At 66.5% G+C, this 17,514-nt stretch carries 18 protein-coding genes and 1 tRNA gene; 9 read left to right on the plus strand and 10 right to left on the minus strand.

The features are described 5' to 3' along the window. Nucleotides 1-38: 38 nt before the first annotated feature. Genes ACMVY4_RS12150 through ACMVY4_RS12160 form a run of 3 tightly spaced genes read right to left on the minus strand, consistent with a single transcriptional unit; the run spans nucleotide 39 to nucleotide 4,064 of the window. Nucleotides 39-1,553 carry an acyl--CoA ligase gene (locus ACMVY4_RS12150; protein ID WP_416896289.1) on the minus strand — a complete coding sequence of 505 codons (1,515 nt, stop codon included), beginning with the start codon at nucleotides 1,551-1,553 and terminating at the stop codon, nucleotides 39-41. A gap of 36 nt (nucleotides 1,554-1,589) precedes the next feature. Continuing rightward, nucleotides 1,590-2,804: a hypothetical protein gene (locus tag ACMVY4_RS12155; RefSeq protein WP_416896290.1), complete on the minus strand. Its 1,215-nt coding sequence runs from the start codon at nucleotides 2,802-2,804 to the stop codon at nucleotides 1,590-1,592. 12 nt (nucleotides 2,805-2,816) lie between these two features. After that, nucleotides 2,817-4,064 (minus strand): polyhydroxyalkanoate depolymerase, encoded by a 1,248-nt coding sequence (locus ACMVY4_RS12160; RefSeq protein ID WP_416896291.1) that lies wholly within the window; start codon nucleotides 4,062-4,064, stop codon nucleotides 2,817-2,819. A gap of 268 nt (nucleotides 4,065-4,332) precedes the next feature. Here ACMVY4_RS12160 and ACMVY4_RS12165 point away from each other — a divergent pair, with 268 nt between their 5' ends. Together ACMVY4_RS12165 and ACMVY4_RS12170 are read left to right on the plus strand one after the other, a co-directional pair. Further along, on the plus strand, nucleotides 4,333-5,094 hold the full coding sequence (locus ACMVY4_RS12165; RefSeq protein WP_416896292.1) for a dienelactone hydrolase family protein: 762 nt from the start codon (nucleotides 4,333-4,335) through the stop codon (nucleotides 5,092-5,094). Between the two features lie 13 nt (nucleotides 5,095-5,107). Continuing rightward, entirely contained in the window at nucleotides 5,108-5,821 is a 714-nt protein-coding gene (locus ACMVY4_RS12170) for a glutathione S-transferase family protein (protein ID WP_416896293.1), read from the plus strand. A 3-nt stretch (nucleotides 5,822-5,824) separates the two neighbouring features. Here ACMVY4_RS12170 and ACMVY4_RS12175 read toward each other — a convergent pair whose 3' ends face one another. The 5 genes from ACMVY4_RS12175 to tsaD all read right to left on the minus strand — a co-directional run bounded on the left by ACMVY4_RS12175 (nucleotide 5,825) and on the right by tsaD (nucleotide 9,580). Further along, nucleotides 5,825-6,370 carry a PAS domain-containing protein gene (locus tag ACMVY4_RS12175; RefSeq protein ID WP_416896294.1) on the minus strand — a complete coding sequence of 182 codons (546 nt, stop codon included), beginning with the start codon at nucleotides 6,368-6,370 and terminating at the stop codon, nucleotides 5,825-5,827. Nucleotides 6,371-6,485: 115 nt separating this feature from the next. Beyond that, nucleotides 6,486-6,983 (minus strand): PAS domain-containing protein, encoded by a 498-nt coding sequence (locus tag ACMVY4_RS12180; protein WP_416896295.1) that lies wholly within the window; start codon nucleotides 6,981-6,983, stop codon nucleotides 6,486-6,488. 123 nt (nucleotides 6,984-7,106) lie between these two features. After that, on the minus strand, nucleotides 7,107-7,466 hold the full coding sequence (gene rpmB, locus ACMVY4_RS12185; RefSeq protein ID WP_416896296.1) for a 50S ribosomal protein L28: 360 nt from the start codon (nucleotides 7,464-7,466) through the stop codon (nucleotides 7,107-7,109). An 84-nt stretch (nucleotides 7,467-7,550) separates the two neighbouring features. Next, nucleotides 7,551-8,528, minus strand: coding sequence for a methylmalonyl Co-A mutase-associated GTPase MeaB (gene meaB, locus ACMVY4_RS12190; RefSeq protein ID WP_416896297.1), 978 nt, complete (start codon nucleotides 8,526-8,528; stop codon nucleotides 7,551-7,553). Beyond that, on the minus strand, nucleotides 8,525-9,580 hold the full coding sequence (tsaD, locus tag ACMVY4_RS12195) for a tRNA (adenosine(37)-N6)-threonylcarbamoyltransferase complex transferase subunit TsaD (RefSeq protein WP_416896298.1): 1,056 nt from the start codon (nucleotides 9,578-9,580) through the stop codon (nucleotides 8,525-8,527). The genes meaB and tsaD overlap by 4 nt, the downstream gene beginning before the upstream one ends. A 57-nt stretch (nucleotides 9,581-9,637) precedes the next feature. Between tsaD and hemC the strand changes: the two genes are divergently transcribed. From hemC to ACMVY4_RS12230, 7 genes are all read left to right on the plus strand, one after another. Then, a complete protein-coding gene (gene hemC, locus ACMVY4_RS12200; RefSeq protein WP_416896299.1) occupies nucleotides 9,638-10,576 on the plus strand; it encodes a hydroxymethylbilane synthase in 939 nt (312 codons plus the stop codon). Next, nucleotides 10,573-11,313 carry a uroporphyrinogen-III synthase gene (locus ACMVY4_RS12205; protein ID WP_416896300.1) on the plus strand — a complete coding sequence of 247 codons (741 nt, stop codon included), beginning with the start codon at nucleotides 10,573-10,575 and terminating at the stop codon, nucleotides 11,311-11,313. Before hemC ends, ACMVY4_RS12205 begins: the two co-directional genes overlap by 4 nt. A 312-nt stretch (nucleotides 11,314-11,625) precedes the next feature. Continuing rightward, a complete protein-coding gene (locus tag ACMVY4_RS12210; protein ID WP_416896301.1) occupies nucleotides 11,626-12,816 on the plus strand; it encodes a mitofilin family membrane protein in 1,191 nt (396 codons plus the stop codon). A 3-nt stretch (nucleotides 12,817-12,819) separates the two neighbouring features. Further along, nucleotides 12,820-14,220 (plus strand): heme biosynthesis protein HemY, encoded by a 1,401-nt coding sequence (locus tag ACMVY4_RS12215; protein WP_416896302.1) that lies wholly within the window; start codon nucleotides 12,820-12,822, stop codon nucleotides 14,218-14,220. Between the two features lie 81 nt (nucleotides 14,221-14,301). Further along, entirely contained in the window at nucleotides 14,302-14,589 is a 288-nt protein-coding gene (locus ACMVY4_RS12220; protein WP_416896303.1) for a putative quinol monooxygenase, read from the plus strand. A 10-nt stretch (nucleotides 14,590-14,599) separates the two neighbouring features. Beyond that, nucleotides 14,600-15,601: an NADPH:quinone oxidoreductase family protein gene (locus tag ACMVY4_RS12225; protein ID WP_416896304.1), complete on the plus strand. Its 1,002-nt coding sequence runs from the start codon at nucleotides 14,600-14,602 to the stop codon at nucleotides 15,599-15,601. Nucleotides 15,602-15,708: 107 nt separating this feature from the next. After that, nucleotides 15,709-15,784 (plus strand) — tRNA-Thr (locus ACMVY4_RS12230). Nucleotides 15,785-16,432: 648 nt separating this feature from the next. Here ACMVY4_RS12230 and ACMVY4_RS12235 read toward each other — a convergent pair. Both ACMVY4_RS12235 and ACMVY4_RS12240 read right to left on the minus strand, forming a co-directional pair. Next, nucleotides 16,433-16,834 (minus strand): thermonuclease family protein, encoded by a 402-nt coding sequence (locus ACMVY4_RS12235; protein WP_416900307.1) that lies wholly within the window; start codon nucleotides 16,832-16,834, stop codon nucleotides 16,433-16,435. A gap of 86 nt (nucleotides 16,835-16,920) precedes the next feature. Continuing rightward, the gene (locus ACMVY4_RS12240; RefSeq protein ID WP_416896305.1) at nucleotides 16,921-17,448 is read right to left on the minus strand and encodes a hypothetical protein; all 528 of its coding nucleotides are present in this window, start codon (nucleotides 17,446-17,448) and stop codon (nucleotides 16,921-16,923) included. Nucleotides 17,449-17,514: the final 66 nt, after the last annotated feature.

A 17,514-nucleotide genomic window follows, 5' to 3' on the forward strand; every position in this document is an offset into this window, starting at 1 on the left:
ACCAAAGCGGACGGGCAGGGAACAGGCGGCCGGCGGCGTCAGCCCAGGCCCAGCTTCTCCGCCAGGCCGATGCGCTGCAGCTTGCCGGTGGCGCCCTTCGGAATTTCCTCCAGAATCAGCACCTTGCGCGGCACCTTGAAGTCGGCCAGCCGCTTCGACGCGAAGTCGCGGACGCTGCGCTCATCGGTTGCCTCGCCCTCGCGCAGCACGATCGCGGCGGCGACCTCCTCGCCCAGCTTCGGATGCGGCATGGCGAAGGTGACGGCCTGCGCCACGGCCGGGTGATCCATGAGGACCTCGTCGACCTCCCTGGGAGAGATCTTCTCGCCGCCGCGGTTGATGATCTCCTTCAGGCGGCCGGTGATGGTCAGGTAGCCCTCGGCGTCGATCACGCCCTGGTCGCCGGTGCGGAACCAGCCGTCGGTGAAGCCCTCGGCATTGGCCTTCGGATTGTTCTCGTAGCCGGTGGTGACGTTGGCGCCGCGGATGACGACCTCGCCGGTCTCGCCGGAGCCCAGCAGCTTGCCGTCCAGATCCATGATCCGGACCTCGGGGCCGGCGGCGATGCCGACCGCGCCGGGCTTGCGGGCCGCGGGCGGCAGCGGGTTGGAGGCCATCTGGTGGGTCGCCTCGGTCATGCCGTAGCTCTCGATCACCGGGCAGCCGAAGGTCTCCTCCAGTTCCGCCATCACCTGCGGCGGCAGGGACGAGGAAGAGGACCGGATCAGCCGGAGCGGCACGGCCTTCACGGTCTCCATGTTGCGGCCGGCGCGGGTCAGGATCGCCTGATGCATGGTCGGGACCGCCGTGTACCAGCTCGGCTTCGCGGTCTCCATCCAGTTGAAGAAACGGAGCGCATTGAAGCCCGGGCTGCACCAGGTGCTGCCGCCGGCGGCGACAGAGGACAGCACCGCCGCGATCAGGCCGTGGATGTGGAACAGCGGCATGATGTTGAGGCAGCGGTCGTTCGGCGTCAGTGCCAGCGCCTCGCCGATATTGCCGGCGCTGGCGGCAAGGTTCTTCTGGCTCAGCGGCACGATCTTCGGCCGCGAGGTCGTGCCCGAGGTGTGGAGGATCAGCGCGACATCGTCCGGCTCGGCTGCGCCGGCGGCGGCGTCTCCGCCCAGCGGCGCGCCGTCCAGATCGAACAGCCCGGCGGCTTCGCCGGCCCGCGCGGTCAGACGGATCACGCCGACGCCGCGGCCTTCGGCGACGCCAAGCGCCTCGCCGTCATAGTCGTGGGGGACGATGATGGCCTTCGCGTTCAGGTCGGAGAGGTAGAAGTCGAACTCCTCGGCGCGGTAGGCCGGATTCAGCGGCGCCGTCGTCGCGGCGGTCGCGACGGTCAGGAAAGCGGTCGCCATTTCCGGACCGTTGGGCAGCACGATGGCCACACGGTCGCCGCGGCCGATGCCGAGCTCGTTAAGCTTCGCGCGGGTCTCGTCGGCGAAGGCGCGGAGTGCGCCATGTGTCAGGTCCGGCCGGTCCTCGCCGCCGATGGCGGGGGCGTTCTCGGCGCCCGTGTCGAGCAGTGCGCGCACGGTATCGGTCATGGCAGGTCTCTCCGGCTGAAAATTCCGGATGGTTACCTAGCCCACCGGCGCGCCCCGGTCCATCCACGCCTGCAACGCATCGACGTCCGCGCCCTTCAGCGCGAACGGGCCGCGCCGTCCGGCGATGTCCTGGGCCATGCGGGGGAATTCGTTGTCTCTGATCCAGCGCGCCTCCCGCGCCCTGAGCCCGCCGCCGAAATCCTCGCCCAGATCGGCGTCGCGATGGCACTCGCCCAGAACGTCGGGCGCGAGCGGGCCGTGCCGGGCGACCAGACCGCGGATATAGGCGGCGTCGAGATGGCTGTAATTGGCGGCCAGCTTGTTGGCGAACTGGCCGTAGTTTTCCTCGATCAGGCCGTCGATCAGCCCGGCCGTGTCCGGGTTGGAGCCGACACCATACTGCGAAATGATCTTGCCGAACCGGTCGAGGAACCTGTCGTCCTGCCGCAGATGCTGGATGCAGGAATAGTCCCGACCGTCGTCGTAGTAGACGGAATCGATCAGGTCGTCGTCGTCGGGTTCCTGCGCGAACCAGAAATGGTAGCCGACCATAAGTGCGCGGAACGCGTCTTCCGGATCGCCGTTGCCGACGGTCCGTTCGACCAGCAGCATGTCCTGATCGAGCGGCAGGGCGATGGCCGGTTCGCCGTCATCGCAGCGGAACCGGTAGGCGTATTCCTCGCGGTAGGGGCGGCGGACGATGAAGGCGGCGCGGGGCTCGAACCTGTCCGCATCCTGCTGGTCGTCGGTCAGGTTGTAGGCCGCATCCTTCGGGCCTTCGGGCTGGATCGTGCCGCCGCGGGCGACGAAGTCACGGGCCAGCGCGACGGTCAGACGCTGCCTGTCGATGAAGACGCAGCGTTCGATCCGGGCCGGCATCTTGTCGATCACCAGCGGCCGTCCGGCCTGATGCCCCTCCAGGTTGACCGGTTCGCCCGGGTCTTCCGAAGCGCCCATCAGCCTTTTCAGCAGGCCGGGCTTGCTGGTGTCGAGATTGACCAGACGGACAGGCCGGATCAGATGCGGCGCGAGCCGTTCTATCTCGGCGGCCAGATCGGCGTCCGCGCGCTGTCCCTTCGGCGCAGGCCGCGCTGGATAGAGCAGATCACCGGTGGTCGGGTGGCCCCGGCTCGTGACGATATCCTGACCGCCTGTGACCCAGACGCCGCCAATGCCCATCAGGGCCGTGCGGCGGGCGATCCATGCGGCGAAGACGCCGCGGAATCCGATGGAGAAGAGGTCTGCCGCCATGACGCGGCCCGGTCAGGCCCCGAGCGTGCGGAAGGAGCGGATGAAGTCGCGGATGCGGGGCTGGATCTCGTTGCGGAACCGGCTGCCGTTGAAGACACCGTAGTGGCCGACATTGGCCTGGATGTAGTCGGCCTGACGGTTGTCCGGAATGCCCGTGCAGATGTCGTGCGCCGCCTGGGTCTGGCCGATGCCGGAGATGTCGTCGTTCTCGCCCTCGACTGTGAACAGCGCGGTCTTCTTGATCTTCGAGGTGTCCACCTTCCGACCGCGGTGCAGCATGTTGCCGTTCGGCAGGTCGAACTTCTGGAACACGATCTCGATGGTGTCGAGATAGAAGGCCGCGTCGAGGTCGAGCACCGACAGATACTCGTCATAGAAGGTGCGGTGCGCCTGCGCCGAATCGCCGTCGCCCTTGATCAGGCTGTCGAACAGGTTGCGGTGGGCGTCGATGTGGCGGTCCAGATTCATGGTCATGAAGCCGGTCAGCTGCAGGAAGCCCGGATAGACGCGGCGCGTGAAGCCCGGATGGGGTAGCGGAACCGGGGTGATGACGTGGCTCTTGAACCATTCCAGCGGCCGCGAGGTGGCCAGTTCGTTCGGGACCGTCGGGCTCTTCCGCGGATCGATCGGGCTGCCCATTATGGTCAGCGTGGCCGGGGCGCAGGGATCGTTGTCCTCGCTCATCAGCGCCGTCGCCGCGAGAACTGCCGGGCCGGGCTGACAGACCGCGATCACATGCGTGTTCGGGCCCAGCACATGCAGGAAGTCGATCACGTAGTCGACATAGTCCGCCAGGCCGAAACTGCCGTCTGACACCGGCACCTGACGCGCGTCGCGCCAGTCGGTGATGAAGACGTCATGCTCCGGCAGCATGCCCTGGACCGTGCCCCGCAGCAGGGTGGCGTAGTGGCCCGAAAGCGGCGCGACAATGAGGACGCGCGGCATTTCCGCGGTCTTCCTGCTCATCACGGTCCGGTCCTTCTTGAAGTATTTCAGCTGACCGAACGGCTTGCGCATCACGATCTGTTCCGTCACCGGAACGGGGTGGCCGTCGACCAGTACCTCGTCGATGCCGAAGGATGGCTTGCCGTAGCGCCGGGTGATGCTCTCGAAAACGTCAGCCGCTGCAGCCGCGGTGCGGCCCGGCAGCGTGTAGGCCGCCGGGTTCATCGGATTGCGGAGAAGCGCCTGGGTGACCTGCGCCGCGGCCCGGAAGGGCGTGATCGCGGCATGGTTCATTTCGTAGAGCTGATAGAGCAAGGGCGGGGCTCCTGACTGGGCCAATTGTGAAAGGAGTATTTCATAGTGCGCTGCACAATGTCACTTGCCGTTCTTGCAGGGCGTCCTGCGTGGGCGTTTTGCAATGATTTCAATCTGTTGAAGCCGGCATTCGCAAGATTCGATCAGCAGTGAGGTATTTGAAAACTACTTGAATCGGCCGTTCGTTGACGCGGGCGTGAGTTTGAATCCGCCGAACCGCAGCTACACTCCGGGCTTCCCGACAATTCCCGAACGGAGCACCGGTACCATGTACGCTCGACGCACCATCCTGCGCGGGGCCGCCGCCCTGCCGCTGACTGCCATCCTGGCCGACCCGCTGTTGTCGCGCGCCGCCGCCGCGACCCTGACGGAAACGAAGCTGACGACGGCGGGCGGCCGAACCGTCACCGGGTTCGTCGCGATGCCGGAAACCACCCCGGCGCCGGCGATGTTGCTGATCCACGAATGGTGGGGTCTGAACGACCAGATCAAGGCAGTCGCCGCAGATTTCGCCGCGGCGGGATACATCGCCGTCGCCGTCGATCTCTACGACGGCAAGGTGGCGACCGACCCGACCAATGCCCGCGCCTACATGAGCGCGGTCGATCCGGCGGAGGCGACGGAGACGCTGGCCGGATGGATCGACTGGGTCCGTGCGCACGAAGCCGCGACCGGCAAGGTCGGAACCGTCGGCTGGTGCTTCGGCGGCGGCTGGTCGCTGAACGCCTCGCTGGTCCGGCCGGTGGACGCCACTGTCGTCTATTACGGCAACGTTGCGAAGCAGGCTGCGGATCTGCAGAAGCTCGCGGGTCCGGTCATGGGGCACTTCGCCGAGAAGGACCAATGGATCAACAGGGACATGGTCTCCGGCTTCGAGGCCGAGATGGACAAGGTCGGCAAGCCGCTCGAGGCCTTCTGGTACGACGCGGAGCACGGTTTCGCCAATCCGACCACAGCCCGCTACGACGCCGAGGACGCCGCGCTGGCATGGGAACGGACCACGCGGTTCCTGACAGCGAATCTCGGTTGACGACGGCCCGGTCATGAGGCTCTTCCAGTATCCGGGCGCGTTCGGGCTTCCATGCCCCAGCCCCTTCTGCACCAAGGCCGAGATCCTGCTGAAGATGGCGGGCATCGATTTCGAGGATGTCCGCGTCAACGATCCCCGCAAGGGGCCGAAGGGAAAGCTGCCGGCGCTGGAGATCGACGGCAGGCTGATCGGCGATTCGGAGATCATCCGTTACGAGATCGAGAAGCGGACGGGCTTCGATTTCGAACCCGGTCTGGATGACCGGCAGAAGGCCGTGAGCCACGCCATGGCCCGGATGATCGAGGAGCGGCTGTACTGGGCCATCGTCCATACCCGCTGGGTCGACGACGCCTCCTTCGCCGGCATCCGGGAGAGCTTCTTCTCGTCGATGCCGCCGGTGGTGCGGAACATCGTCCCCATCGTCGCCCGCCGGCAGGTGAAGGGATACCTGCACGGGCACGGCCTGGGACGGCACACGCCCGAAGAGATCGCGGCCTTCGGCGCGAAGGATATCAGCGCCCTGGCGGATTGGCTGGGGACGAACAGCTGGATGATGGGCGAGACGCCGTCATATCTCGACGCCACCGCCTGGGCGCATCTCGCCAACATCGTCGTGCCGAAACATGCCGCGAGTCCGCTCGACGCCGCAGTCCGCACCCACGCAAATCTGATGGACTATGTGGAACGGGGACGCCTGATGTGGTTTCCCGACAGCGCGGCTGCCTGAAGATCAGCTCCGCGCCAGTCCGCGACGCAGGACCGCCGGCCGCTTTTCGCTCCAGTAGTGGCGGGTCAGATTCATCAGCATCCGGATTTCCGCCGAGCCGTCCACGGTCAGCGGCAGCATGATGTATTCGAGGCCGGAGACGTAGCCGTCATGGACGAGGGTCGGGCGGCCGCGGTACCAGTAGGGAATGCGCTCGGCGCAGACCCGCCGCAGCGCCTCGTGCACCGCCGTGTTGTCTCGGACCGGCTTCACCTCGTCGAGAAACTGTCCGATCCTGCTCGCGGATCCGGCGGCCACCAGTTGCGAGCCGAGCAGGCGGTAGCGGTAACGCGGCGGATCGCCGACGACGTCCAGCAGCCAGATGTGCGGCGTCAGCTTTGGAATCTCCAGCAGCGGATCCAGATCGCGGCGGTCGGGCACGTCCCGGTCGCCCGCCTTGTCCAGCCAGTAATCATGGATTTCCTGGATGATCGCGTCGGCGTCGGACGGGGGTCCCCCGAAGCGGTTCCGGAAGTCACCGTCGCTTGCGGGTTCGTGTAGATGCTGCACCGGCGGCGCTCCATCGGGTTCTGGTTGCCGCCTCGCGGCGGTGACGATCAAGACTGGGCTTCATGTAGCGCCCGAGTGGTTGATTTTCCGTCAATCATGCCTGTCGATTGATCGGTCAACCGGCGTAGAGACGCGTGTAGACGGTGGCGTTCATGATCATCCTGACATCCCCGGATCCGTTGACCGTCAGCGGCATGGACATGGTCTCGATCCGGGCGACGTAGCGGTCATGCGCCAGCCGCGGAGTTCCGCGGGCCCAGAAGCTCACCCGCTCGTCGACACTGCGGTCCAGCGCGGACTGCACCGGGTCGAAATTCCCGACCCGCTCGGTTTCGTCCAGGTGCTCACCGACTCTGGCGCTGGCGCCGGCGCGGGTGAGTTCCTCGCCGATCAGGCGGTAGCGATAGCGCCTTGGCGGTCCAACAACGTCCAGCAGCCAGATGTATCTCAGCAGTCGTGGGATCTCGATCACGGGATCGAAGTCGCGGCGGTCCGGAACCGCGCGGCCGGCGCGTCTGGAATCCCAGTAGGCGTAGCACTCCCGGATTGGTCGGGGCATGTCTGCCGGCGGCGGGCCGAACCCCAGGTCGTGCGTCGGGGCCTCCTCGCTCAATCGGCGTCCTCTCCAGCGGCGTTCCGTTCAGGCGGCCTGCGATGACAACCGGCGCCAGTCCGGTCAAAGCAAAACCCCGGCCGTCGGGCCGGGGCGATGCAGGCCGGCGCTGGGCGCGGCAGTTCAGGCGTTGGCTTCGTCGACCTCGACGGCTTCGGCATCGGCCTCGGCAGGCAGCGTCAGATCGGCTGCGGTGCCGCGGTCCTTGCGGGCCTTCAGGATGTCGCGCTTCAGGCGGCGGGCGTTCAGCGACAGCTTCGCGTCCGGCTGCTTCACGAGGTAGTTGTCGATGCCCTCATTGTGCTCGACCGAACGCAGCGCGTGGGTCGAGATCTTCAGGGTCACGATGCGGTTCAGCGCGTCCGAAACCAGCTTCACACGCCGGACGCTCGGCAGATACCGCCGGTTCGTCTTGATATTGGAGTGGCTGACATTGTGGCCGGTTTGCACACCCTTGCCTGTCAGCTCGCAGCGCCGAGCCATCTGCTCTTCTCCTGCCCGAAAGGATTGATTGACATGGGCCCCAGGGACCCGAGCGGCGGTGTTTAGCCAAGCCTCACGCGGGGGTCAACCCTTGGTTTGAGCGAGAAACAGCTCACGCAGCGCATCCGCCGCGGCGCCGGGCGTCGCATCGCCTGCCGCAACCCGTTCTTCCCAGTCCGGAAGCGCCTTCGCAACCCTCGCGTCTGCGATCAGCGCCTGCACCAGGCCGTCGATCAGTTCCTGCCACATCCAGGCCCGCGCCTGCTCGCGGCGGAGGGCCTCGAGCGCGTCGTCTTCGGCCAGCGCATCGCGGAATTTGCCGATATCGCGCCAGATCTCGTCGATACCGGTGCCCTCGCGGGCCGAGGCGAGCCGGACGCGCGGCCGCCACGCGGCGTGCTTGGGCCGGATCAGGCCGAGTGCGCCGCGATACTCCGTTGCTGCCCGCCTGGCGGCGCCCAGAAGGTCGCCGTCGGCCTTGTTGATGACAATCAGGTCGGCGAGTTCCATCACGCCGCGCTTGATGCCCTGCAACTCGTCGCCGCCGCCCGGTGCGAGCAGCAGCAGAAACATGTCCACCATGTCCGCGACGGTCGTTTCCGACTGGCCGACGCCGACGGTTTCCACAAGCACGACGTCATAGCCCGCCGCCTCGACCAGGATCATGGTCTCCCGGGTCCGCCGCGCAACCCCGCCCAGCGTGCCGCCGGAGGGCGAGGGACGGATGAAGGCGTTCGGGTCCCGCGCCAGCTGTTCCATGCGGGTCTTGTCGCCAAGGATCGAGCCGCCGGTCCGCTTCGAGGACGGGTCGACGGCCAGGACGGCGACCTTCAGTCCCTGGGCGGTCAGGAACTGCCCGAACGCCTCGATGAAGGTCGACTTGCCGACGCCGGGTGTTCCCGAGATGCCGAGGCGGACGGCATTGCCCGAACTCGGAACGACCTTCTCCAGCAAAGCCTTTGCCTGCTCGCGGTGATCGGCGCGGCTGGATTCGACCAGTGTGATGGCGCGCGCCAGGGCCCGGCGGTTGCCGGCCAGAACGCCGTCGGCCATCTCCGTCATGCCTTCACTCCGGCGAAGGGAAGGGGAGCGGCCTCGGCATCCAGCGGCCAGCGCGCCCTGGGCGCCGTCGCCAGTCCGTCGGTCAGCCCGAGACGGAAGCGCTCGACCCCGGCCCAGGCGACCATCGCCCCGTTGTCGGTACACAGGGCGGGCGGCGGCGCGAGAAAGGGCAGTTCCGCGTCCGCGCAGACGGTCTGAAGCCGGGTCCGGAGATAACGATTGGCCGCGACACCGCCGGCCAGAACGAAGGCAGTTGGGGCGTCCTCGCGGCTCCTGCACTGGCCGATGGCGCGTTCGATCCGGTCGGACAGGACATCGCCGATCGCGGCCTGGAAGCCGGCGCAGAGATCGGCCATGTCCTGCGCACCGATACCGGCGCCCAGTCCGAGCGCAGTCTGGCGGACCGCGGTCTTGAGGCCGGAAAATGAGAAGTCGAGCGCCTCCCGGCCCAACATCGGCCGAGGCAGATCGAACCGGGCCGGATCGCCTTCCAGCGCGCACCGCTCGACGGCGGGGCCGCCGGGAAAGCCGAGTTCCAGAAGTTTGGCCGTCTTGTCGAAGGCTTCTCCGACGGCGTCGTCGATGGTGGCGCCGAGCCGTTCGTAGTCGCCCACGCCGCGGACGAGCAGGATCTGGCAATGGCCTCCCGAGACCAGCAGCAGTAGATAGGGAAAGGCGACCGTGTCGGTCATCCGGACCGTCAGCGCATGAGCTTCCAGATGGTTCATCGCGATCAGGGGCTTTCCGGCCGACAGGGCCAGCGCCTTGGCCGTCGTGAACCCGACGATGACGCCGCCGATCAGGCCCGGTCCAGCCGTCGCGGCGATGGCGTCGATCCGGTCCAACCCCATGCCCGCCGTGTTCAGCGCCGCGTCGATAACCCCGTCAAGCTTCTCGACATGCGCGCGCGCAGCGATCTCGGGCACGACACCGGCAAACGGCGTGTGTTCATCGATCTGCGAATGCACGATATTGGCGAGAATATCCCCGTCGCCGCTGACGATCGCGGCGGCGGTTTCATCGCAACTGGTCTCGATACCCAGAATTCGCACGCCGGTCGGCTTCCTCGGACTGGTCAACGGGCCGCACGGGAGGTAACACCCAAGCCTATGAACGAACAAGCAAGCATTCGAATCGGGACGCGGGGCAGCCCGCTGGCGCTATGGCAGGCGAACGAGGTGAAGCGGCGGCTGCATGCCGCGCATGACGATCTGCCGGACGAGGCCGTCGAGATCGTCGTCATCACCACCACGGGCGACCGGATTCGCGACCGGGCGCTGGCGGCGCTGGGCGGCAAGGGTCTGTTCACGAAGGAGATCGAGGAGAGCCTCCACGCCGGCGACATCGATCTCGCCGTGCATTCCATGAAGGACATGCCGACGGAACTGCCCGACGGGCTGGAGATTTCCTGCCTGCTTCCGCGCGAGGACCCGCGGGACGCCTTCCTGTCCAATATCGCATCCGGCATCGCCGATCTGCCTGAGGGCGTCGTCGTCGGCACCGCCAGCCTGCGGCGGCAGGCGCAACTGCTGTTTCAGCGGCCGGATCTGAAGGTCATCACCTTCCGCGGCAACGTCGATACCCGCATCGCCAAGCTGGATGCGGGCGATGTCGCGGCGACTTTCCTCGCCAACGCCGGACTTCGGCGGCTGGAACGGACCGAGCGCATCACAGCGGTTATCGAGCCGGAGGAGATGCTGCCGGCGGTCGCGCAGGGTGCGGTCGGCGTCGAGATCCGCAGCAATGACGATGCGACGCGGGCGCGGCTGGCGCCGCTGCACGATGTTGCGACCGAACATGCTGTGACTGCCGAGCGGGCCATGCTGGCGGCGCTGGACGGATCGTGCCGGACACCGATCGCGGGGCTGGCGCTGCCGGATGGCGAGGGCGGGCTCTGGCTGCGGGCCGAGATCGTGATGCCCGACGGTTCCGAACGGCGTGTCACCGAACGCCGGGGCAGCACCGCGGACGCCTTCCGCATGGGCGACGACGCCGGGGCCGAACTGAAACGGCAGGCCGGTCCGGCTTTCCTCGCCGAGATCCTGTGAGGGTTCTGGTCACCCGACCGCGCGATGACGCCGAGGATACGGCGCGCCGATTGGCTGACCTGGGGCACGAAGTGCTCATCGAACCGGTGCTGGATATCCGGTTCCTGCGGCCGGCGTCGGTGGATCTCGCGGGCTTCCAGGCCTTTCTCGCTACCAGCCGCAATGGCGTCCGCGCCCTTGTCCATGCCGGTGCGCCACGCAACATGCCGCTGATGGCCGTCGGACGGAGCACGGCCGCGTTGGCGCGGGAATCAGGCTTTGTGGAGGTCCATGACGCCGATGGCGACGTACAGGATCTGGCGGCGCTGGTTCAGCGTCGCCTGAAACCGGACGGCGCCCCGCTGTTCCATGCAGCGGGCAGCGACCGTACCGGCGATCTGAGGGGTGAACTGGAGGTTGCGGGGTATTCGGTCCGGCGGGAGGCGCTTTACGAGGCTGTTCAGGCCTCCGCATTCTCCCCTGAAGCCGAGAAAGCATTGAAATACCGGCAGATTGACGCGGTACTTTTTTTCTCTCCGCGCTCGGCGGAGGCGTTTGCTAGGCTGGCTCTGCCGAATGACGGGGTGCGGCTTGCGTGTGGGGATATGGCCGCTATCTGCATTAGCGAACGGACCGTCCGGTCGCTTCATCCGCTGTCCTTCCGGGACGTGCGGGTCGCCGGACGGCCCAATCAGGATGCCCTGATGGCCTGCCTCCCGGCCATTGGCGGCGAGCGAGATCACGGACGGCCCGAATGACAGCGGACAAGGACAAGAAACCCGAAGCCGAAACCGAAGAGCCGCCGGTCGATGCCGCCGAGGCGGTCGAGCGCGAGGGCGACGTGGACGACACGGTGACGGCAGATGACACTGTTGCCGCGGATGACACGGTTATCGGTGAGACATCGGAAGACACGCCAGACCAGAACGAGATGCTCGACCGTCTGGAGCCGGCAGCGATGGCGACGACCACGGTGCCTGATTCCGACGCCGGCCGATTCCGGCTCCGGGTCGGGCCAGAAGCAGGCAGACGAGACACCGGAAGAAGCCGCGTCCGAGGAACCGGCGCCCGTGCCGCCGCCGCAGGTGATCGAGAAACGGAGCGACGGTTTTGCACGGGTTCTCGCCTTCGTGGCCCTTGTCGGCGCCGGCGTGACCTTCGCCATGTCCCAGCTGCCGGAGGTGCCGCAGGGCAGTGCGGCGAAACTGGCAAGCCTGCAGGACGAGGTCCGCGGCTTGGCGGGACAGCCTGCGGGCGGGGGCGACGAGTCCGCCGCCGAGATCGCCGCGCTGCGGGAACAGCTGGGAACGTTGAGGGGCGAGCTTGAAAATCTGACCGGATCGGTCGAGACCTTGCGGGAGACCGCGTCGGCGCCTGCCGAAGCCGGTCCCGATCTGTCCGGTGACCTGGCCGCGCTGGCCGACCGGCTGAAGACGCTGGAAGACCGGCCGGAAACCCCGCCGAGCATCAACACCACCGTGGGCTCCGGCGTCAGCGAGGAGACCATTGCCGGCCTGAACCAGCAACTGAACGATCTCGCGTCGAAGCTCGGTTCGCTGGAAGGGCAGCTGGAGACGGTGAAGTCCGAGCAAAAGGAACTGGATCAGAGCCTCGACAGCCGGATATCCGGGTTGCGCTCCGATCTGGAAGGCGAAATCGGACGCGAGACCCAGGAGGTCATGGGCCGGCTGGAGGAATTGTCGGCAAAGGCGGAGGCCGCGGGTGATGCGCGGCAGGGCCGGCTGGCGCAACAGGCGGCGCTGGTGCTGGCGGTCGGACGCCTGCGTGATGCCGTCGGCACCGGAAAGTCCTATTCGGGCGCCTGGGACGCCGTGGTCGAACTTGGCGTCGACCCTGCCGCCCATCCCGCAGTCGCTGGATACGCGGCGACGGGCGTCCCGACGCTGGACGCGTTGCAGGACCGCTTCCCCGTTGCGGCCAGCCGCACCATGGTGGCCAACCAGGTGGGTGAGGACGAAAGCTGGGTCGGCGGCGCACTGCGCCGTGTCGGCAATCTGGTGAACGTGCGGCGGACCGGCGAGCTCGAGGGCGACAGTGTCGAGGCGGTGCTGGCGCGGGCCGAAGCCCGGCTGAACGAGGGCGATCTGGACGCGGCGGTCGGCGAACTGTCCGCGCTGGAAGGCGCAGCCGCCAAGGAGATCGCTCCGTGGAAGGCCGATGCCGAGGCCCGTCTCTCACTGGACAAGGCGGTCGGAGCGCTGCAGGTCGCGCTTTTCGACGGTCTCGCGAAGGGTAACTGATCCGTGCTCCGTCTGATCGTCGCCCTTGTCCTCATCGTTGCGCTGGCCGCCGGCGCGGTCTGGCTTGTCGAAAATCCCGGCTTCGTCGACTTCCAGTGGGGCGGCTGGCGGATCCAGACATCTGCGCCCGTTGTCATCGTCGGCCTGATCGTGCTCGTCGGAATCGTGCTGGCGATCTACCGCATCATCGGCTGGGTGCTGGCCGGCCCGTCGCGGATCCGCGCCTATTTCGAGGGCGGACGCAGCGAGAAGGGCCACAAGGCGCTGACCGAGGGCATGGCCGCCATCGCCTCCGGCGACTGGCGCCGCGCCAACAAGGCGGCGGACCGGGCCGAGAAGTTTCTCGACAATCCGCCCATGGCGCGCCTGCTGAAGGCGCAGGCGGCGCAACTGGCCGGCGACGAACCGGCAGCCGAGGGACATTTCCGCTCGATGCTGGATTCGCCGGAAACCGAACTGGTTGCGGTCCGCGGCCTGCTGATCCAGGCCGGGCACCGCGGCGATCACGACCGCGCACTGGAACTGGCGAAGCGCGCCCACAGGCTCAGGCCCGACGCCGGCTGGGCGCAGCGGGCGCTGTTCGATCTGCAGACCGCCGGCGCCGACTGGGACGGGGCGACCCAGACCCTGGTCGCTGCCATCCGCAGCGGCGTCTACGACAAGGACCGCGGCCAGCATCTGCGCGCCGTCATCGAACTGGCGCAGTCGCGCGAGCAGGAGAATGCCGGGCATCTCAGGCCGGCGCTGTCCTATGCCGAGGCGGCGATCAAGCATGACCCCGACCACGTGCCCGCGCTGGTCGCCGAAGGCCGGCTGCACAAGGCGGCCGGGCACGACCGCAAGGCCGCCCGTCACCTGAAGGACGCCTGGGCGCGGCTGCACCACCCTGCGCTGGCGCAGGCCATGGCCGAACTGAAGCCCGACGAAGACCCCATCGCACGGCTCCGCCGGTTCGAGGACATCAACAAGTCCGACATGGACAATGCCGAGGTCCAGCTGGTGCTGGGCCGCCTCGCGCTGGAAGCCGACAATCCGGAACTCGCCCGCGAATACGCGCTGTCGGCCGCCAGCCGCGCGCATATCGTCGATCAGCGCTTCTGCCGTCTGGTGGTGGACGCCTTCGAGCGCACCAAGGACGGGGCCGAGAAGGCGCGCGACTGGCTGGTGAAGCTGGCGGACGCCCCGCAGCCGCCGCGCTGGCAATGCGTCAGCTGCAACGCCGTGGCCGCGGCCTGGGAGCCGCACTGCCCGTCCTGCCACCAGTTCGACGGGCTGGAATGGCGGGAGGCGGAGCCGATACCGGAGGCGGTGCTGCTGGTCGAGCAGCGGGATGACCACTCTCCGGCCGATGTGCCGCTGGAAGAAGCCGTGACCGACGAGGACGGCCCCCCCACGCGGCGCTGATGCCCGCCATGCCCGGATTGCCCCTTCCGGCGTCCGGATCGCTGTTCTAACCTCCCGCCGTCAATTCAAGGGGAGGATGACATGATCGGCGTTGTTGCCACGATCAAGGTGAAGCCCGGCATGGGCAAGGACTTCGAAGCCACCGCGAACCGGCTGGTCGAAGCCGTGAACGCGAACGAGGAGGGCTGCCTCTTCTATCGCCTGTTCCGCACCGAAGACGAGAACACCTACCGCTTCCTGGAAGCCTACAAGGACATGGACGCCGTCGGCGCCCACCGCGCCGCCGACCATTTCCGCACAATCGGCAAGGAGATGGGCGCCTTCATGGATGGCCCGCCGGACGTGGTGCGCATGGAAGGCGCCTCCTGAGGCGGGCGCCTTGCGCGGACTCGTCTGCCGCGACTGGCGGCCCTTCGAGGAACTGGAACTCGCCGACGACCTGCCCGAACCGGAACTGAAGCCCGATCAGGTGACGATCCGGGTCCGGGCGACGGGCATGTCGTTCGCGACCAATCTGGTCGTCCAGGGCAAGTACCAGCGCAAGCCGCCGCGGCCGTTCACGCCGGGGACCGAGGTTGCCGGCGAGATCGCTGCCATCGGCAGCGAGGTGACAGGTTTCGCCGTTGGCGACCGGGTGATCTCCTTTGTCGACTGGGGCGGCATGGCCGAAAGGGTCTCGATCTGGGCCGGGCAGGTCTATCGCCTGCCCGACGGCCTGGATTACCCGCAGGGCATTCCGCTGCTCTCTTCCTACGGCACGTCCTACGGCGCGCTGCATCTCAGGGCGCGGATGGAACCCGGCGAAAAGGTGCTGGTGCATGGCGCCGGCGGCGGCGTCGGTCTGGCGGCCGTCGAGATCGCCAAGGCGCATGGCTGCACCGTGATTGCGCGCGCCGGCACGGCCGAGAAACGGGCCTATCTGACCGAGCGCGGCGCCGACCACGTGCTCGACAGCCGCGCCGATGGTTTCAAGCAGGATGTGCTCGACCTGACGGACGGCCTCGGCGTCGATATCGTCTACGACCCCATCGGCGGACAGGTCTTCCATGAAAGCCTGCGCGCGCTCGACCGGGGCGGGCGCGTGCTGACCATCGGCTATGCCGAAGGCACGATCCCGGAGATCGGGATCAACCTGCTGCTGGTGAAGGACATCTCCGTGATGGGCTTCAACTGGGGCACCTACTGGGGCTGGAGCCCGGCCGACGAGCGGGTCCGCTTCCAGGGCGTCCGGAAACGGGTGATGGATGCGCTGTCCGAGCTGCATGCAAGCGGCGCGATACGTCCGCAGATCCACGCGACCTATCCGCTGGCGCAGTTCCGTGAGGCCTGGGCCGATGTGCGGGATCGCAAGGCCCTCGGGCGCGTCTGCCTGGCGCCCTGAGGCGGGGCGAAGGGCGCGCGCTCCGGACGCAGCCTCCACCCTTGCCGGAGCCGCCGCTTCGGGCTATAGACGCGGCCTTCCGAAACGGTGCGATGCACCGCTCCGGCGCCGTCGTAGCTCAGCTGGTAGAGCAACTGATTCGTAATCAGTAGGTCGGAGGTTCGAGTCCTCTCGACGGCACCATTTATTTCAATGACTTAGCGGAAAATCGGGCACTGGCGCCGCCCCTCAGTCCCCACCTGTCCACCACATCGAGCGATTTGGCCATCACGAAAGCTTGTCGGTGCCATGGGTCTCGACTGTCTGGACATGGAACCCTGACGTTCGCACGATTGCGGCTCGGATGGCTCATTGAAACCAACCGACCCCTGCGCCGCTCCGCTCAGCCCTCCGGTTTTGGGGCGGGGTGGCGCCTCGGGTCGCCCGATTCGAGCGGCGCTATCCCCTAGACAATTCTCTCGCACTCTCACAGGCTCATAGCGGGCCGGGCCCCGAATGGAACCCGTCCGGCCTACCGGCCGTCCTGTCCTTTCCCCACAAGTCTGGGCAGGGCGGCCCCCTCGTCGCCTCAAGAGCCGCCTGGCTTCGGGATCTGCACAGCCCCGAAACGACAAACCGCCCTTCCGTGGAACAGAAGGACGGCTCGCCGCTGTCTGGAATGTGGGAGCCGCAGCGTTGGGGGATGCGGCTCCGCGGAGTTGGTACGCTACTCGTGGTGCAACTCACTGTGCGAGCAACCTAGGCGACGCCTGCTGAACGAATGGTTAATGCCGTTGGAACTCCACGATGTCATGGAGATGGTCGGCGCTTGCGATTCGGACTGGATTACGATCAGCGCTTGCCCCGTCGCCAATCCCACGGCGGCACAAACCGACCGCGCCAGATGCCGAGACGGTTGCGCCGCGCCGCGTCCTCGTCGTCCACGTAGTCGGTCGAATACCGTCGGTAAGCCATCGCCCAGCCGTTTCGGACCAGCCATCCGTTCAGATCCACCCGCCCCTGGAAGCACACGGCGATGAATCGCCCGTAGCGGTCTGAGCCCGAGACCTCGCACGCCACAGGTGCTCGGCCGATCTTCTCCGCCAGCGCATTGGATGCCCTCTGGCCGCACCGCCAGTCCCCATCGTCAGAGCCGCACAGTTGCCGGCCCTCCGGCGCGTCGATGCCGTGGAAGCGGATGCGCTGCCCGTGGATCTCGATGGTGTCGGCATCAACGACAGATGCAACGCCCACCAAACTACTATGCAGCTCTCCCGAGCCTCCCGAGTTTGGAAACAAGAAAAACAAAGATAAGGCAGCTGCACTCAGTCTATAATCAATCACTGCCCTCTAACCTTCAGCGTCTCAATGGCAAATTGATCCATAGATTCGCCAACCGCTTGCCGAAACTCATCATTCAAATTGCCACTTCCAACAAAAATCCTCAATTGATTATCTGAAACTATTGAGAATATAATAGTTTCCCTGTTTGTGTTTGGAAATATTTTCCTTGCTTGGACAAATTCAATACTCAATGATCCGGCGCACCCAACTTCTCTACCACCCTGAGTAAGGGGCAGGCCAACCGCTGTGATCCAGACTTGTATGGCGGGAAATTCCTGCGGACGGCCCACCGCTGATATCTTAAAAATATTCCGCAGAGAAAGTATGGCTGTGTTCTTTACCGCGTCGATATTGGTCCAACAGCCGCCCGAAACATGATCAAATACTAAAACACTGGCACCTTTCGCAGAAATCACGGCTTCTCTGTCATAGAAACCTGGGAACTTCTCTGCCTCGTTTGAATATGAGTACTTAGAGGTTGACAGAAACATCACCCAAAAAGCCAGCACAAGTAACCTATGCATCTAAACACCTGCAAAAATCAATCGCCACTGACGCAGCGGCCTTCGCTCCAATCTTTACGAAGCTCG

Source organism: Minwuia sp., from assembly GCF_048007105.1.
Lineage (GTDB): Bacteria > Pseudomonadota > Alphaproteobacteria > Minwuiales > Minwuiaceae > Minwuia.